20 protein-coding genes and 1 pseudogene are annotated in these 22,363 nt (G+C 69.7%); 18 read left to right on the top strand and 3 right to left on the bottom strand.

Translation table 11 applies throughout. The annotated features are described in order from the left end of the window. Window positions 1-59: 59 nt before the first annotated feature. The 6 genes from LPN01_RS06170 to LPN01_RS06145 all read left to right on the top strand — a co-directional run bounded on the left by LPN01_RS06170 (window position 60) and on the right by LPN01_RS06145 (window position 7,751). Window positions 60-2,852 (top strand): DUF3857 domain-containing protein, encoded by a 2,793-nt coding sequence (locus LPN01_RS06170; RefSeq protein ID WP_262827492.1) that lies wholly within the window; start codon window positions 60-62, stop codon window positions 2,850-2,852. 126 nt (window positions 2,853-2,978) lie between these two features. After that, entirely contained in the window at window positions 2,979-3,926 is a 948-nt protein-coding gene (locus LPN01_RS06165) for a polysaccharide deacetylase (RefSeq protein ID WP_262827491.1), read from the top strand. Beyond that, window positions 3,923-4,804, top strand: a complete 882-nt coding sequence (locus LPN01_RS06160) for a GNAT family N-acetyltransferase (RefSeq protein ID WP_262827490.1) — start codon at window positions 3,923-3,925, stop codon at window positions 4,802-4,804. Before LPN01_RS06165 ends, LPN01_RS06160 begins: the two co-directional genes overlap by 4 nt. Before the next feature lie 49 nt (window positions 4,805-4,853). Then, window positions 4,854-5,585, top strand: a complete 732-nt coding sequence (gene recO / locus LPN01_RS06155) for a DNA repair protein RecO (RefSeq protein ID WP_262827489.1) — start codon at window positions 4,854-4,856, stop codon at window positions 5,583-5,585. A gap of 28 nt (window positions 5,586-5,613) precedes the next feature. Continuing rightward, a complete protein-coding gene (gene leuB / locus LPN01_RS06150; RefSeq protein ID WP_262827488.1) occupies window positions 5,614-6,657 on the top strand; it encodes a 3-isopropylmalate dehydrogenase in 1,044 nt (347 codons plus the stop codon). Beyond that, complete coding sequence (locus tag LPN01_RS06145) at window positions 6,654-7,751, top strand: glycosyltransferase family 2 protein (protein WP_262827487.1); 1,098 nt, start codon at window positions 6,654-6,656, stop codon at window positions 7,749-7,751. The genes leuB and LPN01_RS06145 overlap by 4 nt, the downstream gene beginning before the upstream one ends. Before the next feature lie 3 nt (window positions 7,752-7,754). On the opposite strand, the gene LPN01_RS06140 is transcribed toward LPN01_RS06145, so the two are convergent. Beyond that, window positions 7,755-8,987: a phospholipid carrier-dependent glycosyltransferase gene (locus tag LPN01_RS06140; RefSeq protein ID WP_262827486.1), complete on the bottom strand. Its 1,233-nt coding sequence runs from the start codon at window positions 8,985-8,987 to the stop codon at window positions 7,755-7,757. A 92-nt stretch (window positions 8,988-9,079) separates the two neighbouring features. On the opposite strand from LPN01_RS06140, the gene LPN01_RS06135 reads away from it, so the two are divergent. The 4 genes from LPN01_RS06135 to LPN01_RS06120 are packed head-to-tail and all read left to right on the top strand — an operon-like array spanning window position 9,080 to window position 11,977. Beyond that, on the top strand, window positions 9,080-10,285 hold the full coding sequence (locus LPN01_RS06135) for a trans-sulfuration enzyme family protein (protein ID WP_262827485.1): 1,206 nt from the start codon (window positions 9,080-9,082) through the stop codon (window positions 10,283-10,285). Further along, window positions 10,282-10,680, top strand: a complete 399-nt coding sequence (apaG, locus tag LPN01_RS06130) for a Co2+/Mg2+ efflux protein ApaG (RefSeq protein ID WP_262827484.1) — start codon at window positions 10,282-10,284, stop codon at window positions 10,678-10,680. Before LPN01_RS06135 ends, apaG begins: the two co-directional genes overlap by 4 nt. Continuing rightward, window positions 10,677-11,480 (top strand): LysR family transcriptional regulator, encoded by an 804-nt coding sequence (locus tag LPN01_RS06125; protein ID WP_262827483.1) that lies wholly within the window; start codon window positions 10,677-10,679, stop codon window positions 11,478-11,480. Before apaG ends, LPN01_RS06125 begins: the two co-directional genes overlap by 4 nt. Next, window positions 11,477-11,977 carry a GNAT family N-acetyltransferase gene (locus LPN01_RS06120; protein ID WP_262827482.1) on the top strand — a complete coding sequence of 167 codons (501 nt, stop codon included), beginning with the start codon at window positions 11,477-11,479 and terminating at the stop codon, window positions 11,975-11,977. The genes LPN01_RS06125 and LPN01_RS06120 overlap by 4 nt, the downstream gene beginning before the upstream one ends. A 6-nt stretch (window positions 11,978-11,983) precedes the next feature. On the opposite strand, the gene LPN01_RS06115 is transcribed toward LPN01_RS06120, so the two are convergent. Then, on the bottom strand, window positions 11,984-12,838 hold the full coding sequence (locus LPN01_RS06115; RefSeq protein ID WP_262827481.1) for an ABC transporter permease: 855 nt from the start codon (window positions 12,836-12,838) through the stop codon (window positions 11,984-11,986). A gap of 64 nt (window positions 12,839-12,902) precedes the next feature. On the opposite strand from LPN01_RS06115, the gene LPN01_RS06110 reads away from it, so the two are divergent. Then, the gene (locus tag LPN01_RS06110) at window positions 12,903-13,613 is read left to right on the top strand and encodes a GcrA family cell cycle regulator (protein ID WP_262827480.1); all 711 of its coding nucleotides are present in this window, start codon (window positions 12,903-12,905) and stop codon (window positions 13,611-13,613) included. Window positions 13,614-13,722: 109 nt separating this feature from the next. Here the strand turns inward: LPN01_RS06110 and LPN01_RS06105 are convergent, their stop codons facing one another. Beyond that, window positions 13,723-14,562, bottom strand: coding sequence for an outer membrane protein (locus LPN01_RS06105; protein WP_262827479.1), 840 nt, complete (start codon window positions 14,560-14,562; stop codon window positions 13,723-13,725). Between the two features lie 178 nt (window positions 14,563-14,740). Here LPN01_RS06105 and parE point away from each other — a divergent pair, with 178 nt between their 5' ends. The 7 genes and pseudogenes from parE to LPN01_RS06070 all read left to right on the top strand — a co-directional run. Next, the gene (gene parE, locus LPN01_RS06100; RefSeq protein ID WP_262827478.1) at window positions 14,741-16,723 is read left to right on the top strand and encodes a DNA topoisomerase IV subunit B; all 1,983 of its coding nucleotides are present in this window, start codon (window positions 14,741-14,743) and stop codon (window positions 16,721-16,723) included. Window positions 16,724-16,771: 48 nt separating this feature from the next. After that, entirely contained in the window at window positions 16,772-17,941 is a 1,170-nt protein-coding gene (locus LPN01_RS06095) for a hypothetical protein (RefSeq protein WP_262827477.1), read from the top strand. Between the two features lie 105 nt (window positions 17,942-18,046). Further along, a complete protein-coding gene (locus tag LPN01_RS06090) occupies window positions 18,047-19,243 on the top strand; it encodes an aspartate aminotransferase family protein (RefSeq protein ID WP_262827476.1) in 1,197 nt (398 codons plus the stop codon). 143 nt (window positions 19,244-19,386) lie between these two features. Further along, window positions 19,387-20,304, top strand: a complete 918-nt coding sequence (gene argF / locus LPN01_RS06085) for an ornithine carbamoyltransferase (RefSeq protein ID WP_262827475.1) — start codon at window positions 19,387-19,389, stop codon at window positions 20,302-20,304. A gap of 67 nt (window positions 20,305-20,371) precedes the next feature. After that, complete coding sequence (locus tag LPN01_RS06080) at window positions 20,372-21,280, top strand: Hsp33 family molecular chaperone HslO (RefSeq protein WP_262827474.1); 909 nt, start codon at window positions 20,372-20,374, stop codon at window positions 21,278-21,280. 195 nt (window positions 21,281-21,475) lie between these two features. Continuing rightward, window positions 21,476-22,186 (top strand): 7-cyano-7-deazaguanine synthase QueC, encoded by a 711-nt coding sequence (gene queC, locus LPN01_RS06075; protein ID WP_262827473.1) that lies wholly within the window; start codon window positions 21,476-21,478, stop codon window positions 22,184-22,186. 4 nt (window positions 22,187-22,190) lie between these two features. Continuing rightward, window positions 22,191-22,363 (top strand): annotated as a pseudogene (locus LPN01_RS06070) (7-carboxy-7-deazaguanine synthase); the annotation flags it as partial.

The raw sequence follows: 22,363 nt of genomic DNA, 5'->3' as shown, positions 1-22,363 counted from the left end.
CCGCTGCACCGCCCGGCGCTAGACTGCGTGCGACGGTTGGGGGTGTTTCGGATATGACGATGCGGCGGCTGGCGCTTCTGGCGCTGTTCGGGTCTGCGAGTTGGGCCGCGCAGGCGGCGGACAAGGTCGTCTATCGGCCCGTGCCCGCATGGGTGAAGCCGGCGCCGCCGATCGATGCGACGGGGATCGCCGCCGACGCGCCGGTGCTGCTGCTGCTCGACAACCAGCAGCGGCTCGAGGCGGGCGAGGTCTGGCAATATAGCGACACCGCGACGCGCATCGCATCGCCGGAGATGCTCGGGCAGGCCGGCACGGTCAGCCTGCAATGGCAACCCGCGGCGGGCGACCTGATCGTCCACCGGGCGGAGATCATCCGCGGCGCCCAGCACATCGACCTGCTGGCCGCGGGCAAGGGGTTCGACGTCCTGCGGCGCGAACAGCAGCTCGAACAGCGCACGCTCGACGGCATGCTGACCGCGACGATGGCGGTGGAGGGGCTGCGCGTCGGCGACGTGCTGCACGTGACGTCGTCGGTGACGCGCCGGGATGCGGTGCTGGCAGGCAAGGTGCAGGGGTTCCAGCCGCTGCCCGCCGCGCCGCTCAAGATCGGCTATGCCCGCGCGCGCCTGCTGTGGCCCGCCGCCGATGCGGTGAAATGGAAGCTGTATCTGGACGCGCCGCGGCCGGCGGAAACCGTCGCCGGCGGCTATCGCGAGATCAGCATCCCGCTGCCGCTCGCCAAACAGCCCGAGCTGCCCGCCGACGTGCCCGCCCGCTACCAGAAGCTCAACGTGCTGGAGGCGACCAGCTTTCCCGACTGGGGAAGCGTCGCTGCGGTGATGGCGCCGCTCTATGCCACCGACGGGCTGATCGCGCCGGGCAGCCCGCTCGCCGGCGAACTCGCCCGCATCAAGGAAGCGTCGACCGATCCGATGCAACGGACCGCCGCCGCGCTGCAGCTGGTGCAGGATCAGGTCCGCTATCTGTTCAACGGCATGGACCAGGGCAATTACCGGCCGCAAAGCCCCGCGCAGACGTGGGAGCTGCGTTATGGCGACTGCAAGGCCAAGACGCTGATGCTGCTCGCGCTGCTGCGCGGGCTGGAGATCGCGGCGGAACCGGTGCTCGCCAACAGCAAGCTCGGCGACCTCGTGCCGGAACGGCTGCCGACGCCGGGGGCGTTCGATCACATCCTGGTCAAGGCGACCGTCGGCGGCGAGACGCTGTGGCTCGACGGCACCGATGCGGGCGCGCGGCTCGCCGACCTGCGCGACACGCCGGGCTTTCGCTGGGTGCTGCCGGTGCGGGCGCAGGGCGCGGCGCTGGTCGCGATCCCGCTGCGACCCCATGCCCGTCCCGATATCGAGGCGGCGATCGACCTGGACGAGAGCGCGGGCATCGGGCTGCCCGCCCCGATGACCGCGTCGATCACGTTGCGCGGCCGTATCGCGCAGATGCTCCAGGCGGCGCAGGCGCAGGCGAGCAAGGACGATATCCGGACGATGGCGACCCGGATGACCGAGGGGCTGGTCGGATCCGCGACGCTGGTCGATCGCAAGCTCGTCTTCGACCCGGCGACCGGCACCGCCACCGTGTCGGTGACCGGCATCGCCTATCCGGACTGGACCCGAACCGACCAGCGCTTCCGCAGCGTCATCGACAAGGTGATGACCGATATGAAGTTCGAGCCCGACCGGACCCGCACCGCCTGGGCGGCGATGCCGGTCGCGACCGGCGATGCCGCCACCTATCGTGCCGTCACGCGCATCCGGCTGCCCGACGGCGGCAAGGGCTATGTGCTGGACGGCGACGAGCGCTTCGCGGCGCCGATGGCCGGGATCACGATCACCCGCACGGTGCGCAACGAGGGTGGTACGGTGACGCTCGACGATCGCACCACGAGCACCGGCGCGGAGGTGCCTGCGGCGGAGATCCCCGCCAACCGCCGGGCGATCGCGGCGGCGAAGAACCGCCTGCTCAGCATCGTCGCGCCCGCCGACCTGCCGAGCCAGTACGCCCGGATCGCGGCGGTGAAGCGCGCCGGCGGCTTCGCGCGGATCGCGGCGCTCTACGACCGCGGCATCGCCGACACGCCCGACGAGGCGAGCGCCTATACCAACCGCGCCTGGTTCCGCGAACGCATCTACGAGCGGTCGCTCGCGATCGCCGATCTGGACCGCGCGATCGCGATCACGCCGGCGGTGGGCAGCTACACCTGGCGCGCGCGGCTCCATCGGCAGGGCGGCGAGACGGACAAGGCGCTCGCCGACCTGATCGCGGCGCAGGCGCTCGACCCGGCGCTCGACGATACGGTCGAACAGCTCGCGTTGCTGCGCGCCGATCGCGGCGAGAAGGACGCGGCATTGGGGCTGGTGCAGGAGCGGATCGATGCCGGCGGCAAGAGCAAGGCGGCGATGATCGCGCTCAAGGCCGATGTGCTGGCGCGGACGGGCGACCGCGACGCCGCGATCGTCGCGATCGACCAGGCCGTCGCCGCGAGCCCCGGCAATCCCGCGCTGCTCAACAGCCGCTGCTGGCTCAAGGGCACGCTGAACGTCGCGCTCGATACTGCGCTCAAGGATTGCACCCGCTCGATCGAGCTGAGCGATTCGACCAGCGCGGCGCTCGACAGCCGGGCGATGGTCTTCTTTCGCATGAACCGGCTGGACGATGCGCTTGCCGATCTCGCGGCCTCGCTCGACGTCTCGCCCGACGAGGCGGCCAGCCTGTACATGCGCGGCGTGATCCTGGGCAAACAGGGCAAGCCCGGGGCGAAGGCGGACCTGATCGCCGCGCGCACGCTGCGCCCGCGCATCGACGAGGATTACCGGCGCTATGGCATCGTGCCGTGACGCGTGGCTGCACGGTCGGCCTTGGGAGCCGCTTCCGGGACGCCGACGGGACGAAAAGACCGGTCCGGTCCGTGATGGCGGCCGCTCCTAGGCATTTGTTCACGCGCAGCGGTTAGGATCGGGAGGATGACGACCAGCGTCTTCCTGACCGTCGATACCGAATTCGCCTGGCGCCACCATGCCGCCGGGCTCGACGCCGCGGCGATCTACGCGCGCTCGATCGAGCCCGCCGGTGTCGGCCTCGCCTATCAGCTCGAGCGGCTGGCGCGGCATGGGCTGAAGGCCTGTTTCTTCGTCGACCCCATGCCCGCGCTGGTCTTCGGGCTGGAACCGATCCGGCGGATGATCGATGCGATCCGCTCGGCGGATCAGGAGGTGCAATTGCATCTCCATCCCCAATGGGCCGGCGCGCAGGCGGGCGACCGCGGCGCGCGGCAGGCGCCCGTCCAGCTGTATCGCTACACGCGCGACGAGCAGGCCGCGCTGATCGCTCGCGCGACCGAGCTGCTCGTCGCCGCGGGCGCGCCGCATCCGATCGCGTTCCGCGCGGGATGCTATGCCGCCAACGACGACACGCTGCGCGCGCTGGCATCGCTGGGCTTCACCTACGACAGCAGCCACAACGGCGCCGAGATGGCGAGCCGCCTCGGCCTGCCCGCGGAGCGGATCGCGCCGGTCGTGCGGCACGTCGTCGAGGTGCCGGTGACGGTGGTCGAGGATGCCCCCGCCTGCCTGCGGACGTTTCAGCTGTGCGCGCTGTCGAGCGCCGAGGCCGCCGCGGCGCTCGACCATGCGGTGGCGCGGCGCCACGCGGCGGTCACGATCGTCAGCCACGGCTTCGAACTCGCCAACCGCCGTGGCACGCGGGCCAATGCGGTGCACGTCCGCCGCTTCGATGCGCTCTGCCGCCTGCTCGCGGACCGGCGCGACACGCTGCCGACGGTGCATTTCGCGGACCGGCCGCCGCTGCCGCTCGACCGCGACGACGTGCCGCTCGGCGCGCATGCGGTGCGGCGCCGGTTGCGCCAGGCCGAACAGCTCTGGTCGAACTGGGTGTCGGAACGCGCGGGTTGAGCGGTACGGCGGTGCCGTTCCGCATCGGCGCCCGGACACTGCTGTCGGTCCGCCGCGATCTCGTCCGCGTCGCCTTGTCGCTCGATGCCGCGCTGGCAGGGCATGTGCCGCCGCTGCCGCCGGCGGGGGGCGACGGCTATCTGGTCACCTCGCTGCCAGCATCCCGCCTCGGCGAGGTCGATGCGGCGGGGCGGCTGATCGCGGTGCGCCAGCGCTACATGCGCTACCACGCCGACCTGACGATCGGGCACGATCGCTGGCATGCGGGGCTGTCCCGATCGGCGCGGGCGACGCTGGCGCGCAAGTGCCGCCGGGCGGCGGCGGCGGGGGTCGAGATCCGCGCCTATCGTACGCCGCAGGAGCTGGGCGCCTTTCACCCGATCGCGCAAGCGGTGTCGGCGACGACCTATCAGGCGCGCCTGCTCGACGCGGGATGGCCGTGCGACGCGGTGTCGCTCGCCGGGCTGCATGCGCTTGCCGCGGCGGACGGGCTGCGCGCGTGGGCGCTGCTGGTCCGCGGTGCGCCCGCCGCCTATCTGTGCTGCACCGCGGAAGGGGCGACGCTGCGCTACGAGCATGTCGGCCACGATCCGGCATTCGGCGCGCTGTCGCCCGGTGTCGTGTTGCAGGCGGCGGCGATGCGGGCGCTGTTCAAAGACCGTTTCGCATGCCTCGACTTCACCGAGGGGGAGGGGCAGCACAAGCGGCTGTTCGCCACCGCCAGTGTGGCGTGCGCCGACCTGCTGGTGCTTCGCCCGACGATGTCCAATCGCGTGCTGCTGGCGGCGCTGGCCGCGTTCGACGGCGGCGTGGCGGCGGCGAAGCGCGCGACCCGCCATCCGCGCCTCGCCCCCCTGACGCGCCGGCTGCGCCGATAGCGGCATCGCGGGGGACGACGCGGCGGCCGCGAGCGCCTATATCGGCGCCATGCACCTGCGCGCCGAAGCCATCGTCCTCGCCGTCCGCGCGCATGGCGAACATGGCGCGGTCGTGCGCGCGCTGACCCGCGGCGACGGGGTGCAGCCGGGCTATGTCCGTGGCGGCCGCTCGCGCCAGATGCGTCCCGTCCTGCAACCCGCCAACGGTATCGCCGGCGAATGGCGGGCGCGGACCGGCGAACAGCTGGCGGCGCTGACGATCGAGCCCGTCCACAGCCGCGCCGCGCTGCACGGCGAACCGCTCGCCGCCGCCGCGCTTGCCTGGGTCACCGCGCTGACCGCCACCGCCCTGCCGGAGGCGCAGCCCTATCCGCGCGTCTACGACGCGCTCGGCGCCGTGCTCGACGCGATCGAGGCGGCGCCATCGGCGCGCGGCTGGGCGAGCGTGCTGGCGCGCTACGAGCTGCTGCTGCTCGCGGAACTCGGCTTCGGGCTCGACCTGACCGCCTGCGTCGTCACCGGCGGCGTCGCCGACCTCGACTATGTCAGCCCGCGCAGCGGCGGCGCGGTGTGCCGCGGCGCGGCGCACGGCTATGAGGCGCGGCTGCTGCCGTTGCCGGCGTTCCTCGCGGCGGGCGGCGCGGCGGACTGGCCCGACATCTTTGCAGGGCTCGCGATCACCGGCCATTTCATCGCCCGCGACCTGCTGGTCGATCGCCGTGCCGATCCGCTGGTCGCGCGCGAGCGGCTGGTGGCGATGCTGAAAAGGGCGGTTGCGTGAGCCGCGACGGCGCGGCAAGGCGAGCGCCATGGCATTGATCGCACTCCTGCCGGGCGACGGCATCGGCCCCGAAGTGATCGAGCAGGCGCGGCGCATACTCGACGCCCTCGATCTGGACCTGGACTATGAGGAAGCGCCCGTCGGCGGCGTCGCCTATCATGCGGTCGGCCACCCGCTGCCCAACGCGACGCTCGACGTGGCGCGCCGTGCCGATGCACTGCTGTTCGGCGCGGTCGGCGATCCGCGCTGCGATACGCTCGAACGCGCGCTGCGACCCGAACAGGCGATCCTGGGCCTGCGCAAGCACCTCGGCCTGTTTTCCAACCTGCGCCCGGCGACGCTGTTCGCGGGGCTGGAGGATGCGTCGGCGCTGAAGCCGGACGTGGCGCGCGCGATCGACCTCGTCATCGTCCGCGAACTGAACGGCGACGTCTATTTCGGCGAAAAGGGCCGGCGGACCAATGCCGCGGGCCTGCGCGAGGGCTATGACGCGATGCACTACGACGAGGCGGAGGTGCGCCGCATCGCCCGCGTCGGGTTCGAGACCGCGCGGCGGCGGCGCGGCCAATTGTGCTCGGTCGACAAGGCGAACGTGCTCGAAACCTCGCAATTGTGGCGCGACGTGGTGATCGAGGTGGCGGCGGACTATCCCGACGTCGCGCTGACGCACATGTATGTCGACAATGCCGCGATGCAGCTGGTGCGCAATCCCGGGCAGTTCGACGTGATCGTCACCGGCAATCTGTTCGGCGACATCCTGTCGGACCAGGCGTCGATGTGCGCCGGATCGATCGGCATGCTCCCCTCCGCCAGCCTCGATGACGCGGGCAAGGGCCTGTACGAGCCGATCCACGGCTCCGCGCCCGACATCGCCGGGCAGGGCAAGGCCAACCCCTGCGCCGCGATCCTGTCCGCGGCGATGATGCTGCGCCATTCGCTGGGCGATGCCGCGGCGGCGGACCGGATCGACGCGGCGGTGGCGGCTGCGATCCGCGACGGCGCGCGCACCCCCGACCTAGGCGGCAGCATGACGACCTCCCGCATGGGGGACGCGGTGCTCGCCGCCCTGTGAGCACGCTGCTCGAGATCGCGGTCGTCATCCCGACGTTCAACGAACGCGCGAACGTGCCGACGCTGGTGGCGAAGCTCGACCAGGCACTGGCGGGGCGCCGATGGGAAGCGATCTTCGTCGACGACGACAGCCCCGATGGCACCGCGGAGGCGGCGCGCGAGCTGGGGCGGATCGATCCGCGCGTGCGCGTGATCCATCGCATCGGCCGGCGCGGCCTGTCGTCGGCGTGTATCGAGGGGATGTGCGCCACCGCGGCGCCGGTCGTCGCGGTGATCGACGGCGACCTCCAGCATGACGAGACGCTGCTGCCGGCGATGCTCGACCTGTTGCGCGACGATCCCGAGCTCGACCTCGTCGTCGGATCGCGCTTCGTCGACGGCGGCGGGACCGGCGAATGGGATCGCGACCGCGTCGCCAAATCCGCCTTTGCGACCAAGTTGTCGCGCCGGGTGCTGAAGGGCGACCTCAGCGATCCGATGAGCGGCTTCTTCGCGATCCGCACCGCGCATGCGCGGCGGCTCGCGCCCGAGCTGTCGGCGATCGGGTTCAAGATCCTGCTCGACCTGATGACGGCGAGCCCGGTCGCGCTGCGCTTTGCCGAGCTGCCCTATACCTTCCGGGTCCGGACGGAGGGCGAATCGAAGCTCGATCACGTCGTCGCGATGGAATATCTGATCGCCTTGTACGACCGCATGTTCGGGCGGTTCGTGCCGGTGCGGTTCGCGATGTTCTCCGGCATCGGCGTGCTCGGCGTCGGCGTCCACATGGCGGTGCTGGGGCTGGCGATGCTGCTCGGCAGCGGTTTCCTGCCGGCACAGATCATGGGTGCGACGGCGGCGATGACGTTCAATTTCCTGCTCAACAACGCGCTGACCTATCGCGACCGGCGGTTGAAGGGCCTGCGGCAGCTGCTCGACGGCTGGGTGTCGTTCTGCGTCGTCTGTTCGGTCGGGCTGGTCGCCAACGTCGGCATCGCCGCCTTCGTCCACGATTTCCGCGACGGCGGCGCGGCGGCATCGGCGCTGATCGGGATCCTGGTCGGCGCGGTGTGGAATTATGCGCTGTCGTCGAAATTCGTCTGGGGCCGCTACTGACGGCTAGACCCAGCTGGACAGCCACATCCAGCGGTGGAACGACCCCGGCCCGCGCAGCGCGGCGGCGCTGAGGATCGGATGGAAGTGGATGAACAGGACGGCGGAGAGCGCCAGGAACGCCTCGTCCCAATAGCGCAGGCGGACGCGCCAGTGATCGAACGCCGCGGCGATCGCCAGGCCGAGCCAGATGCTCGACAGATAATAATAATAATAGAAGCCCAGCGACTTGGGGATCAACGCCCACATCGCGACGCTGGCGATCCAGAGCAGCGCGATGCCGCCCGCCGCCCGGTTGCCGCCGCGCAGCCACGCGGCGAGGCACCCCGCGACCGCCAGCAGTCCCCCCCACATCACCGCCGGATTGCCCAGCATCAGCACGCCGCGCTGCGCCCCGTCGACCGGTTCGTAGAGGTACCAGACCGGCCGCCAGTCGAACGGCCACGTCCACCAGCCCGACTGATAGGTGTGCGGCGGCAGCACTTGCGTCTGGCGCAGGTACATGTCGACCTGGAACGGCAGCAGCGTGCGCCAGGTCAGCGGCTCGCTGGCGTAGAAGAAGGCGGGCGCGAAGGTTGCGGCATAGGTCGCCGCGACGACCAGGCCGAGCAGCGCCAGCGCGGCGATTCGCGGCAGCTTCGGCCACAGGTCCGGCCGCCGGTGGCCCATGACGAGGAAGGCGAGGCCGGCGAAACCCACATAGGGCAGCGCGGTCCACTTCGTGCCGACCGCGAGGCCGAGCAGGCACGCGCCCAGCAGCCAGCGCCGCCAGACCGCCGCGCCACTGCCGCGCATCGCCCATAGCAGCGCGGCAAGCCCGGTCACGACGAAGGCGGCCATGAAGCCGTCGAGCATCGCGGTACGCGCCTGCACCAGCACGGTGAAGTCGAGGATCGTCACCGCCGCCCCGACGCTGGCGGTGCGCAGCCGCCCGAACGTCAGCCACAGGATCGCGAACACGCCCATCACGACGGTGCTGGCCGCGACGGTCGACATCGCCCGCCAGCCGAGCGGGTCGTCGCCGAAGATCGTCATCCCCAACGCGATCAGCGTCTTGCCGAACAGGGGATGTTCGATGTTCACCGGCCCGGCGAGGTCGCGCAGCATCCGCGCGGCGGGGACGTAATGCACCTCGTCGAAGACCAGGATATGCGGCGTCGTCAGTCGCCAGCAGAACAGCAGTTGCGCGGCCAGCCCGAACAGGAGCGCGACGGGCAGGGGGCGGGTGGGGAGGCGCACGGGGATCTTGTCTCCGCGCGGCGGCGGATTGGCAAGCCTTCGCGGTGTCCCCGCCCTTGCACCCCCCGCCCGGGTCCGGCAAAGCGCTCGCCATGAAGCGCAAGGCAGGCCAGGACCCCTCGATCACGGCGCATTGGCGCCCCGCCACGCTCGCGGTTCGCGGCGGCACCGCGCGCAGCGAATATGGCGAGACGAGCGAGGCGCTGTTCCTCACCTCCGGCTACAGCTACGACAAGGCGTCGGACGCGGCGGCGCGGTTCGCCGGCGAGCAGGAGGGGATGACCTATTCCCGGCTCCAGAATCCGACCGTCGAGATGCTGGAAAAGCGCATCGCGCTGCTCGAGGGCGCGGAGGCATGCCGGACGATGGCGAGCGGCATGGCGGCGATGACCGCGGTGCTGCTGTGCCAGTTGCAGGCGGGCGACCACCTCGTCGGCGGGCGCGCGGCCTTCGGGTCGTGCCGCTGGCTGACCGACACACTGCTGCCGAAATTCGGGATCGCGACCACGATCGTCGATGCGCGCGATCCGCAGCAGTTCCTCGACGCCGTCCGGCCGGAAACGAAGGTGTTCTTCTTCGAAACGCCGGCCAATCCGACGATGGACGTGGTCGACCTGCGCAGCGTCTGCAGCATCGCGCGCGAACGCGGCATCGTCAGCGTGGTCGACAATGCCTTCGCGACGCCGGCGTTGCAGCGCCCGCTCGATCTCGGCGCGGATGTCACCGCCTATTCGGCGACCAAGATGATGGACGGGCAGGGGCGGGTGCTCGCCGGCGCGGTCTGCGGCAGCGAGGATTTCATCAGCAACACGCTGCTGCCCTTCACCCGCAATACCGGGCCGACGCTGTCGCCGTTCAACGCCTGGGTGGTGCTGAAGGGGCTGGAGACGCTCGACCTGCGCATCATGCGCCAGTCCGACAACGCGCTGAAGGTCGGCCGCTTCCTCGAATCGCGCGTGCCGCGGATCCTGCATCCCGGCCTCGCCAGCCACCCGCAACACGATCTGGCGATGAGCCAGATGGTCGCGACCGGCCCGATCTTCGCGTTCGAGGTCGCCGACCGGGCGCAGGCGCACGGCCTGCTCGACGCGCTCGCGCTGGTCGATATCTCGAACAACATCGGCGATTCGCGCTCGCTGATGACGCATCCCGCCTCGACCACGCACGCCGGCGTCGCCGAGGACAAGCGCCTCGAAATGGGCATTACGGAAGGCATGCTGCGGCTGAACGTCGGCCTGGAGGATCCGCAGGACGTCATCGACGATCTCGACCAGGCGCTGCGGCAGGTCGGGCTGTGAAGGAATTCTTCCCGCACGCGGCGACCACCGACGGGGTGACCGTGCGGGTTGCGGTCAGCTACCTGCCCGAACAGTCGGAGCCGCGGCGCGGGCGCTGGTTCTGGGCCTATCACATCAGGATCGAGAACGGATCCGACCGCGCGGTGCAATTGCTGACCCGGCACTGGATCATCACCGACGGCCGCGGCGCGCGCCATTCGGTCGAGGGCGAGGGCGTCGTCGGCGAACAGCCGCTGATCGCGCCGGGGGCGAGCTTCGACTATGTGTCGGGCTGCCCGCTCCAGACGCCGACCGGGGCGATGCAGGGCAGTTATCGCCTGATCGGCGAGGACGGCGTCGCGTTCGATGCCGCCATTCCGAAATTCGCGCTGTTCGCGCCCGCGGTGGACTCGTGAAGCGGACGCACCTGCCGCTCAACGGGCTGCGCGTGCTCGACGCCGCGGCGCGGCACCTCAGCTTCACGCGCGCCGCCGACGAGCTGGCGGTGACCCCCGCCGCGGTCGGGCAGCAGATCCGCGCGCTGGAGGATACCCTGGGCGTCGTCCTGTTCCGCCGGACGACCCGCGGACTGGAACTGACGCCGGAGGCGGAGGCGGGGCTCGGCCCGTTGCGCGACGGCTTCCTGCAATTCGAGGAAGCGGTCCGCGCGATGCAGGCCGGGCAATCCTCCAAGTCGCTGACGATCGCCGCGCCGCGCGACCTGACCGAGAAATGGCTGATGCCCCGCCTTGCCGAGATCGCGCGGCGCGACGGCGAATTGCGGTTCGTGCTGCTCGCGTCCGACGTGAACGGGCTGGGCGGTGCGGTCGATTTCACCGAAGCGAACCTCGACCTCGCGATCCGCTGGGGCGAGGGGCCGGGCGAGCACGAGGGCGAGGCGCTCGAGTCGGAGGGCATGGTGACGATCGCGGCGTCGGGTGCCGGCGAGACGGTCATCGGCTGGCCCGGCTGTCCCGGCGGGGATGGCGGCGCGCTGGTGCGGGTCGCCGATGCCGGGCTGGCGATCGATGCCGCCGCCGCCGGGCTGGGCCGGACGACGGTGCCCGAACTGCTCGCCGCGCAGGCGATCGCGACCGGCGCCGTCGCGGTGATCGGCGATCCGCAGCCGTCGCGATGCGGCTATTGGCTGGTCGCGCCGCTGCCGCAATGGCGACAGGCCAAGGTGCGCGCGCTGGTGGATGCGCTGACCGCGTGAACGCGCTGCCGACTCTGACGACGGCGCGGCTGACCCTGCGCCCGCCCGTGGCCGACGATGCCGATGCGCTGTTTGCGACCATGGCGGACGCCGCGGCGATGCGCTGGTGGTCGTGCGCGCCGTTCGAGGACATCGATGCGTTGCGGGCGTATCTGGCGGACGGCAGCGCCTGGTCGGTCGTGCACGACGGGCGCGTGGCGGGCTTCGTCTCGGTCCATGATCGTCGCCCGGAGGTGACCGAGATCGGCTATCTGTTCGTCCACGCGGCACGGGGCCACGGCATCGCGCGCGAGGCGGTGGCGGCGGCGATCGCGGAGCGGTTCGCCGCGGGATACCGGCGCATCTTCGCCGATACCGATCCCGACAATACCGCGTCGATCCGCCTGCTGGAGGCGCTGGGCTTTACCTGCGAGGGGCGACTGCGTGGCGAATGGCGGACGCATATCGGCGTACGCGACACGTTGCTCTACGGCCTGCTCAGCGACGACCCGCGGTGAGGCGGGTCAGTTCTTGAGCTTCCAGCCCTTGCGCAGCAGCGTGTAGCAGACGACGCCCAATACCACGTCGGCGCCCAGGATCGCGATGCTGCCGGTCATGACGGGCGAATCGGCGGCGCCGAGGAAGCCGTATCGGAACCCCGAAATGATGTAGAAGAACGGATTGGCGTGGCTGAACGCGCGGAAGGCGGGCGCCAGGCGGTCGACCGAATAGAAGGTCCCCGACAGCAGCGACAGCGGCGCGATCACGAAGTTGGTGACCGCGGCGGCATGATCGAACTTTTCCGCCCAGATCGACGTCAGCACGCCGAGAAAGGCGAGGAACGCGGCGCCGAGGAACCCGAACCACAGGATCGCGAGCGGGTGGACCGGGGTGACGTGGACACCCGGGTACAGCGCCATCGCGCACCAGCAGATGAAGCCGACGATGAATGCGCGCGTCATCGCGCCACCGACCAGCGCGGCGAGCAGCTCGCCGGTCGACAGCGGCGGCTGGAGATAGTCGACGATCGTGCCCTGGATCTTGCCGACCAGCAGCGAGAAGCTCGCGTTGGCGAAGGCGGGGCCCATCATGCCCTGGCTGATGATGAGGCCGGGGGCGATGAAATCGGCGAAGGGCACGACGATCCCCCCGACGTGCACCGGGCTTTTCGCCCCCGTCGCGATCGTGAAGACGATCAGGAACAGCAGGGTCGTGATCGCCGGCGCCCACACCGTCTGGAGGTGGACCTTGAAGAACCGGCGCACCTCCTTCACATAGAGGGTCTTCAGGCCGCCCCAGTTCACGTTCCGGATCACCGGCACGCCGGGTGCGGACCGGATCGCCGATTGGATGTCGCCGATTGGGGGCTGGCTGCTCATACGCGAAGCGGGTAACCGCAGCGGCAGCCGCCTGCAACCCGGCGCGAGAGTGAGGAATGCAAGAATGTCCTGGACCGAAGAGCGGATCGACACGCTCAAGACGATGTGGGAGGCGGGGCAGACCGCCAGCCAGATCGCCGAGGCGCTGGGTGGCGTCAGCCGCAATGCGGTGATCGGCAAGGCGCATCGCCTGGGTCTCCAGTCGCGTCCGTCGCCGGTGAAGCCGAACGAGCCCGTCGTGGCCGCCGCTCCGGCGCCCGTGCCGGCGCCGCCACCGGTCGAGCCCGTGGTCGCCGCGCCGCCGCCACCGCCGCCTGCGCCGCCGCGTCCCGCGCCCGCGCCCGCTCCCGAGCCGGTGGTCGCCGCGGTCGAGGAGGACGATGCGGACGAGGACGAGGACGAGGTCGTCGCCGCACCGGCGCCGGTGCGCGAGCCGCAGCCGATCCTGCGGTCGGTCGGCCCGGGCGGGTTCGTCCGCCAGTCGCCCGGCGAGCAGCAGCCGCCGTCCACCCCGGCACCGCCGCGCCGCCTGGTGCCGGCGAAGCCGTCGGCCGAGATCGCGGGGAAGACGACCTTGCTCGACCTCAACGACCGTATCTGCAAATGGCCGCTCGGCCACCCGGGCGAGCCCGACTTCCACTTCTGCGGCGAAAAGGTGAACCCCGGTTTCCCCTATTGCGTCGCGCATTGCGGGCACGCCTATCAGGCGCAGCTGCCGCGTCGCGACCGCCGCCCGCCGCCGCCGTTGCCCTTCGGCGGCCCCCGCGTCCGCTGATCCGGCCGCGAGGATCCCATGCAAAAGGGGCCGGCACTTCGCAGTGCCGGCCCCTTTTTTCTATTCCGTCCTGCGGGCGCCGCGCGGTGGCACGGCGCCCGCAGCCGGGTCAGAAGCGGAACGCCGCGGTCGCGCGCAGCGAGTGCCAGCGGAACTTCTCGTCCGAACGGCGGAAGTCGGTCGAGGTGCCACCCGATGCGAGCACGAACGGGTTGGTCGCCGGCGCCGTGCCCTGCGTCACGCGGACGCGCGCATCGTCGTCCTGATACTGGTGATAGGTATATTCCATGCCCACCGAGAAGTTGCGGCCCAGCTTCTGTTCGACGCCGCCACCGCCGACGATGCCGAACTGCTTGCGCTTGCCGAACTGTGCGAAGCTGTTCGCGGTGTTGGTCGAGCTGAAGCTGCGATCGATGTTCGCATAGCCGGGGCCGAACGTGCCGTAGAACAGCGTCGTGCCCGGCGCATAGCCGATGCGACCGCGGACGCTGGCTTCCCACTTCACGTCGCGGGTCATCACGTAATTGGCGGGGGTCGTCGAAAAGCCGCTGACGCTGTCGGTGATCTCGGTCTTGCCGAATTCGCCGAGCGCACCGATCACGATATTGCCGCGCTGGGCGTCCATGCCGATGCGGCCGTAATAGGACCAGCCGTCCTTGTCGTTGCGGCAGCCGGCGGGCAGCGGCGTGGCGGCGACGGCGCGACCGTTGCAGAAGCCGGGCGAGAAGGCATTGGCGCCGGCCGCGGTCGACACCGTGTCGCCGAAGCTGCCGTTCGACCCGCGATCGAACAGGATCGACGAACCGACGTCGTTCGGCTGGACGTCGTAGCCGCCCGACGCACCGATATAGATGCCGCTGAACGGCGCGTCGTCGGTCATCTCCTGCGCCTGGGCGGCGGTGGCGACGCTCGCGGCGGCGAGGGCGCCGAGGATCAATGTGGTGCGCATGGTAACTCCCGAGGATGTTGCAGTCGCCCAAGGAACGTCCGCCGCCGCGACAATATGCATGCCATCCGGCAAAATGCCCGACCTGTGGCTTTGATGCATCACCCGGGACACATCCCAGCAACACGGGGCGATGCACGACGCTGGTATCCCCCGCGATGTTCCCTTATGGTTCCGGGCGATGGCCAAAGACCTGTTCGCGTCCACCGCGGCGCCCGCCAATGATTACGATGCCTCGTCGATCGAGGTGCTGGAAGGGCTGGAGCCGGTGCGCCGTCGCCCGGGCATGTACGTCGGCGGCACGGACGAACGCGCGCTGCACCACCTCGCCGCCGAAGTGCTCGACAATGCGATGGACGAGGCCGTCGCCGGTCACGCGACCCGGATCGAGGTGACGCTGGAGCCGGGCAACCGGCTGACCATCGTCGACAACGGCCGCGGCATCCCGGTCGATCCGCATCCCAAGTTTCCGGACAAGAGCGCGCTGGAGGTGATCCTGTCGACGCTGCATTCGGGCGGCAAGTTCGCCGGCAAGGCCTATGCGACCAGCGGCGGCCTGCACGGCGTCGGCGTGTCGGTGGTCAACGCGCTGTCGTCGGACACGCTGGTCGAGGTCGCGCGCGATCGGCAATTGTACCGCCAGCGCTTCAGCCGCGGCCTGACGCAAGGGCCGCTGGAGCATGTCGGCGCGGCGCCCAACCGCCGCGGCACGTCGGTGGCGTTCATCCCCGATACGGAGATTTTCGGCCCCGAACTCGCGTTCAAGCCCAAGCGGCTCTACCAGCTCGCGCGGTCCAAGGCGTATCTGTTCGCCGGGGTCGAGATCCGCTGGCATTGCAGCCCCGAGCTGGTCGAGGGCAGCGACACCCCGGCCGAGGCGGTGTTCCAGTTCCCCGGCGGCCTCGCCGACCACCTCAGGGAACAGGTCGGGGCCCGCGAATGCGCCACCGCCGACTTCTTTTCCGGGTCGCAGGATTTTCCCGGCCAGCAGGGCCGCGTCGAATGGGCGGTCGCCTGGCCGTTGTGGAGCGACGGCAGCTACAGCTGGTATTGCAACACCATCCCGACCCCCGACGGCGGCACGCACGAACAGGGACTGCGCCAGGCGCTGGTGCGCGGCCTGCGCGGCTTCGGCGACCTCGTCCATCAAAAGAAGGCGAAGGACATCACCGCCGACGACGTGATGATCGGCAGCGAGCTGATGCTCAGCGTCTTCATCCGCGAACCACAGTTCCAGAGCCAGACCAAGGACCGGCTGACCAGTCCGGAGGCGGCGGGCCTCGTCGAAAAGGCGGTGCGCGACCATTTCGACCACTGGCTCGGCCACAACATGGAGCGCGGCAAGGTGCTGCTCGGCTACGTCCTCGACCGGATGGACGAGCGGCTGCGCCGCAAGGCGGAGCGCGAGGTCAAGCGCAAGACCGCGACGAGCGCGCGCAAGCTGCGCCTGCCCGGCAAGCTGACCGATTGCGCCAACGACGGCAACGAGGGCACCGAACTGTTCATCGTCGAGGGCGATTCGGCGGGCGGTTCGGCCAAGCAGGCGCGCGACCGCAAGACGCAGGCGATCCTGCCGATCCGCGGCAAGATCCTCAACGTCGCCAGCGCGACGAGCGCCAAGATCGTGGCGAATCAGGAGATCGCCGACCTGATCCAGGCGCTGGGCTGCGGCACCCGCAAGGATTGCGACGCCGGCCAGCTCCGCTACGAACGCGTCGTCATCATGACCGACGCCGACGTCGACGGCGCGCATATCGCGACGCTGCTGATGACGTTCTTTTTTCAGGAGATGCCCGATCTGGTGCGGCGCGGGCACCTCTATCTCGCGCAGCCGCCGCTCTATCGCCTGACGGTGGGCGCGAAATCGCTCTACGCGCGCGACGACGCGCACCGCGCCGAGCTGGAACGGACGGCGTTCAAGGGCAAGAAGGTCGAGGTGTCGCGCTTCAAGGGACTGGGCGAGATGAACCCCGGCCAGCTGCGCGAAACGACGATGGATCCAAAGACCCGCGGCATGATCCGCATCACCCTGCCGCAGGAATATGAGGAGCGGGCGGGGGTGAAGGACCTGGTCGACCGGCTGATGGGCAACAACCCCGCCCACCGCTTCGCGTTCATCCAGGAAAACGCCGCGCGGCTGGATGAAGAGGCGATCGACGCCTAGCGTTTCGCACTCAAGTCTTTACGACGATCATCGATAAGACGTCCGGTCGTGCAGCAGCTGGAGTATCCGATGATTGTGATGGCCGTATTGTTGCAGGCAGCGGTGTCCGCCACGGGGCCGGCGGCGGTCGAGAACAAGGATATCGTGATCGTCGGTCGCAGCATCGACGGGGCCAGATCGTCGCTGGCGGCCTGTATCGCGCGCGCGTGCCCGCCCGATCAGGAAATCAAAGCCGCGATCATCCTGGCAGCACGCGAATTCCTCGCGGGGGATTATGTCGAGGCTCGCCGCACCCTGCTGGCGTCGCGTGGTCGCAACGCGAAATTCGCGAAGAACTATCCGCTCCAAGTGTCCGATCTTCATCGCGCCCTCAACCGGCTCTCGGTTCTCGATGGACGGCTCGAATCGGCGCGACTCTCGGCATTCGACGCGACCGATGCGCTCAAGTCCGGCCTGCCTGCGGACGATCCCCAGATCCTTTTGCAGAGGCTGGACACCGCGCGGCAACTCGTCAGGGAGAGCCGTATCGTGGCCGCGGCCGAAATCTTCAACGACGTTGCGGCGAAGGCGCGGAAGAGCGGCCGTTACGACGTCGAGGCGCAGGCACTCTTCCGTGCGGCGTCGGTCTATGCGGCGCTGGGGAGCGTCAATCCCGACTATCGTCCCACCGCACGACGATGGATGACCCGCATCGAACAGCGCGCAGAGCCCGAGTTCGCCGAGTATCGGGATGGCCTGATACTGCTGGAGGCCGAAATTGCGGCACTGAAGGCCAAACCGGCGAACGGTGGTCGCGACGTCAGGCCGCTGCCGGCCATGGCCGGTGCCGTTCTGGTCCACGAACCGGTCGTCGATTTCGGGACGATCAGCGGCGGCCGGGGTCCGCAGAGCGGGGGTAATACGGACCCCGAATGGGCCGACGTGGGATTCTGGGTCAGGCCGGACGGATCGGTCGGCGACCTGCACGTGCTCGAACAGTCGAAGAGCAGGCCGGGATCGTGGCTTGCCGCCAAGACCAAGGCGGTCGCGGACCGTCGCTACGCCCCGCTAAAGGGCGTTGCAGACCCGCGCGGCCTTTACCGGGTCGAGCGTTATTCGATGGTCTACCCGCTCATCCCGTCCACGGAATCGCGTATACCCGGTCGCTCGACGCAGGGCACTCTCGACATGATGGACATCACGACGGCCCGCCGCCCGCCGCCACCCGATGCAGACTGAGCGGGCGACGTTGCACGGTTGACCGGACCCCGGGCACACCGGTAATGCGAACCACGGGCGGCCATCGACGGGCCGCCCTTTCTCGTTCGGAGAAGGAGACGTCCCGTGACCATTACCGCCCTGATGCCCGTCTATCCACGGTGCGGGGTGCGTCCGGTCCGAGGCGAGGGCTGTCACCTGATTTCCGAGGACGGCAGCCGCTATCTCGACATGGCGGCGGGGATCGCGGTCAACGCGCTCGGCCATGGCCACCCGCATCTGGTGAAGGCGATCGCGGATCAGGCGGCGACGCTGATGCACGTCAGCAACCTGTACGGATCGCCGCAGGGCGAGGCGCTTGCCGCGCGCATCTGCGCCAACAGCTTCGCCGATACGGTGTTCTTCACCAATTCGGGGACCGAGGCGGTCGAATGCGCGATCAAGACCGCGCGCCGCTTCCATTTCGCCGCGGGCAATCCGCAGCGGACCAAGATCATCACTTTCAACAATGCCTTCCACGGGCGGACGATGGGGGCGATCTCCGCGACCAACCAGCCCAAGATGCGCGACGGATTCGAGCCGTTGCTGCCCGGGTTCGCCTATGCGCCGTTCAACGATCTCGACGCGGCGCTGGCGCTGATCGACGACGAGACCGCGGGCTTCATGGTCGAGACGATCCAGGGCGAGGGCGGCGTGTCGGTCGGCAGCCACGCGTTCATCACCGGGCTGCGCAAGGCGTGCGACGAGCACGGCCTGTTGCTGATCCTCGACGAGGTGCAGTGCGGCTACGGACGCACCGGCAAGATGTGGGCGTACGAGCATTACGGCATCGAGCCCGACATCATGCCGGTCGCGAAGGGGATCGGCGCGGGCTTCCCGCTGGGCGCGTGCCTCGCCACCGAGCGTGCGGCGTCGGGCATGGTGATCGGTACGCACGGTTCGACCTATGGCGGCAATCCGCTGGCGATGGCGGCGGGGGAGGCGGTGCTCGACGTGCTGCTGGCGGACGGCTTCCTGGCGCATGTCGAGACGATCGGCGAGCGGCTGCGCGGCGGGCTGGAACAGCTGATCCCCAACCACGACCACGTCTTCGAGGCGGTGCGCGGCCGGGGGCTGATGTTGGGGCTCAAGCTGAAGGCCGGGGTCGAGCCGCGCGAATTCGTCGCGCACGCCCGCGACAACCACGGCCTGCTGCTGGTCGCGGCGGGCGAGAACGTCGTCCGCATCCTGCCGCCGCTGGTCATCGAGGAGGCGCATGTCGCCGAATGCCTCGACAAGCTCAGCGCGGCGGCGCGGGTGTTCGCGCCGGCGAGCGACGATTGATTCAACCATTCCCCTTCCCGGCACGGGGAGGGGGACCGTTCGCATGGCGAATGGTGGAGGGGCAGCCACGAGGGCCGGTCTTTGCGGCTGCCCCTCCACCAGCCTGCGGCTGGTCCCCCTCTCCGTTCCGGGGAGGATTGTAGATGCGCCATTTCCTGAACCTGTCCGATGCCGGCACCGATGGCGTCGCCGCGATGCTGGCCGATGCGATCGATCGCAAGGCGGCACGCGCGGGCTGGCCGAAGGGGCGGGCCGACGCGGATGCCCCGCTCGCAGGCCGCGTGCTGGCGATGATCTTCGAAAAGAATTCGACCCGCACGCGGGTCAGCTTCGACATGGCGATCCGCCAGCTGGGCGGCACGTCGATCGTGATGGAAGCGGGCTCGATGCAGCTCGGCCGCGGCGAGAGCGTCGCCGACACCGCACGCGTCCTGTCCGGCTATGTCGATGCGATCATGATCCGTACCGACGAGCACGCCAAGGTCGAGGACATGGCGCGCCACGCGAGCGTTCCGGTCATCAACGGCCTGACCGATTATTCCCATCCTTGCCAGATCATGGCGGATCTCCAGACGATCCTGGAGGACGGCAAGGCGCTGCCCGGGCTTCGTATCGCGTGGCTGGGCGACGGCAACAACGTGCTCGCCTCGCTGATGGAGGCGGCGGGGCTGATGCAGTTCGACGTCGTTGCCGCCTGTCCGCAGGGGTTCGCGCCGCCCGAGGCGGACGTCGCGCTCGGCCGCGGCCGGGCGCAGGTCGTCGCCTCGCCGCAGGAGGCGGTGGCGGGGGCCGACGTGATCGTCACCGACACATGGATCTCGATGGGGCAGGCGCATGCCGAGACCAAGCTTGCCGCGATGATGCCCTATCAGGTCGACGCGGCGCTGATGGCGCAGGCGAAGCCCGATGCGCGCTTCCTTCACTGCCTGCCCGCACACCGCGGGGAAGAGGTGGTGGACGCCGTGATCGACGGGCCGCAGTCGCTGATCTGGCCGGAGGCGGAAAACCGGCTGCACGCGCAGAAGGCGGTCCTGCGCTGGGTGTTCGGTCAGGTGGGGTAGGACGCCCGGCCGCCACCCTCACTGCCCGAAACTTGACCCCCACCACCGCACATCCCATCTCCGACCGATGCAACAGACCACCGACCTCGATCGCGCGCTCGGCTTCGCGATCCCCGCCCGCTCGGCCCGTGGGCGGATCGTGCGGCTCGGCCCCGCGCTCGACCGCGTCCTTGCGGCGCACGCCTATCCGCCCGCGATCGAGACGCTGCTCGCCGAGGCGCTGACGCTCGCCGCGCTCATCGGTTCGACGCTGAAGGATCCGAGTGGTCAGCTCACCATGCAGACCCGGACCGAGAACGGGGTCGTGCAGTTGCTCGTCTGCGACTATCGGGGCGGCGAGGTGCGCGGCTATATCGATTTCGACGCGGACCGGCTCGCCGCGGCGCCTGAGCAGCCGACGCTGTTCGCGCTTTTCGGCCAGGGGTATCTCGCGATCACCTTCGACCTCGCGGCGACGGGCGAGCGCTATCAGGGCATCGTGCCGCTCGACGGGGATACGCTGGCGCAGGCGGCGCAATCCTATTTCATCCAGTCGGAACAGATCCCCAGCCTGGTGCGCGTCGGCATCCGTCGCGACGCGGACGGGCGAACGGTCGCGGGCGGACTGTTCCTCCAGCACCTGCCCGAGGGCGAGGTCGGGCGCGAGCGGCTGCACACCCGCCTCGACCACCCCGAATGGGAGCATGTCGAGGCGCTCGGCAGCACCACCGGCGCGGACGAGCTGGCGGACCCGGCGCTGCCGCTGGAAACCCTGGTATGGCGCCTGTTCAACGAAGAGCCCGACGTCCGCGTCCTCGCTTCTACCCCGCTGTCGCGCGGGTGCCGCTGTACCGGCGATTATATCGCCAGCGTGCTCGCCAAATTCTCGCTCGAGGAGCGGCGCGAGATGGCGGACGAAAGCGGGTTTATCCAGGTCGACTGCGCGTTCTGCGCGACCAAGTTCCCGGTGGCCGCCGAGGCCGATCCCGTCGTCTGAGCCGCTAGGTGATATCCTCGGGAACGAAAGGGGTTAACGGGAATTTAACCGGCACCCCTTAGATCGGCGTTGTGCATGTCCCTGGATGTGTCACGCTTTTCTCCCTTAAAGAGCGGGTTCGCTCTTCCCCTAAGAGGGCCGCCTCATCCGCGGCCCTTTTCTTTTGCGCGGCGGGCCGCTAGCGCCGCGCAGATCATGACCAATGAAGCCAAGGCCGCCCCGCTGGCCGTCGTGCTCGTCTCCGGCGGGCTCGATTCGATGATCTCCGCCGCGAGCGCGCGCGAAGCCGGTTACCGCCTGCTCGCGCTCTCGATCGACTACAACCAGCGTCACCGCGTCGAACTCGCCGCCGCACGTCGCGTCGCCGCGGCGCTGGGGGCGGAGCGTCACATCGTCCTGCCGCTCGACCTGTCCGCGTTCGGCGGATCGGCGCTGACCGACGATATCGCGGTGCCCAAGGACGGCGTCGGGACCGGGGACGGTGGCGGCATCCCGGTCACCTACGTGCCCGCGCGCAACACCATCTTTCTCAGCCTCGCGCTCGGCTGGGCGGAGGCCGCGGGCGCGCGCGACCTGTTCATCGGCGTCAATGCGCTCGATTATTCGGGCTATCCCGATTGCCGCCCGGAATTCATCAGCGCCTTCGAAGGGCTGGCGGAAATCGCGACCAAGGCGGGAGTCGAGGGTGCGCCCTTCCGGATCCATGCCCCTTTGCAGCACATGACCAAGGCGGACATCGTGCTCGAGGGGCGGCGACTGGGGCTGGACATGGGGATCAGCTGGTCGTGCTACGATCCCGCGCCGGGCAGCGTTCATTGCGGCCTGTGCGACAGTTGCCGGCTGCGCGCCAAGGGGTTCGACGACGCCGGCGTGCCCGATCCGACGGTCTACGCCGTCCGGGCATGACGCGATGAGCTATGCGGTCAAGGAGATGTTCCTCACCCTGCAGGGCGAGGGCGTCAACGCGGGGCGGCGCGCGGTGTTCGTCCGCTTCGCCGGATGCAACCTGTGGAGCGGGCGCGAGCAGGACCGCGCGAATGCGGTCTGCCGCTTCTGCGACACCGATTTCGTCGGTACCGACGG

The sequence above is a fragment of the Sphingomonas sp. A2-49 genome (genome assembly GCF_025548555.1).
GTDB lineage: Bacteria > Pseudomonadota > Alphaproteobacteria > Sphingomonadales > Sphingomonadaceae > Sphingomonas.
This window is presented reverse-complemented; position numbering and strand designations above follow the sequence as displayed.

Bases quoted from the DNA above. Each gene is read 5' to 3' on its own strand.
- LPN01_RS06105 (WP_262827479.1), bottom strand. From the start codon at position 14,562: ATGCGCACCACATTGATCCTCGGCGCCCTCGCCGCCGCGAGCGTCGCC.
- leuB (WP_262827488.1), top strand. From the start codon at position 5,614: ATGGCATTGATCGCACTCCTGCCGGGCGACGGCATCGGCCCCGAAGTG.
- queC (WP_262827473.1), top strand. From the start codon at position 21,476: ATGACCAATGAAGCCAAGGCCGCCCCGCTGGCCGTCGTGCTCGTCTCC.
- LPN01_RS06165 (WP_262827491.1), top strand. From the start codon at position 2,979: ATGACGACCAGCGTCTTCCTGACCGTCGATACCGAATTCGCCTGGCGC.
- argF (WP_262827475.1), top strand. From the start codon at position 19,387: ATGCGCCATTTCCTGAACCTGTCCGATGCCGGCACCGATGGCGTCGCC.
- recO (WP_262827489.1), top strand. From the start codon at position 4,854: ATGCACCTGCGCGCCGAAGCCATCGTCCTCGCCGTCCGCGCGCATGGC.
- LPN01_RS06135 (WP_262827485.1), top strand. From the start codon at position 9,080: ATGAAGCGCAAGGCAGGCCAGGACCCCTCGATCACGGCGCATTGGCGC.
- LPN01_RS06115 (WP_262827481.1), bottom strand. From the start codon at position 12,838: ATGAGCAGCCAGCCCCCAATCGGCGACATCCAATCGGCGATCCGGTCC.
- LPN01_RS06170 (WP_262827492.1), top strand. From the start codon at position 60: ATGCGGCGGCTGGCGCTTCTGGCGCTGTTCGGGTCTGCGAGTTGGGCC.
- parE (WP_262827478.1), top strand. From the start codon at position 14,741: ATGGCCAAAGACCTGTTCGCGTCCACCGCGGCGCCCGCCAATGATTAC.
- LPN01_RS06080 (WP_262827474.1), top strand. From the start codon at position 20,372: ATGCAACAGACCACCGACCTCGATCGCGCGCTCGGCTTCGCGATCCCC.
- LPN01_RS06110 (WP_262827480.1), top strand. From the start codon at position 12,903: ATGTCCTGGACCGAAGAGCGGATCGACACGCTCAAGACGATGTGGGAG.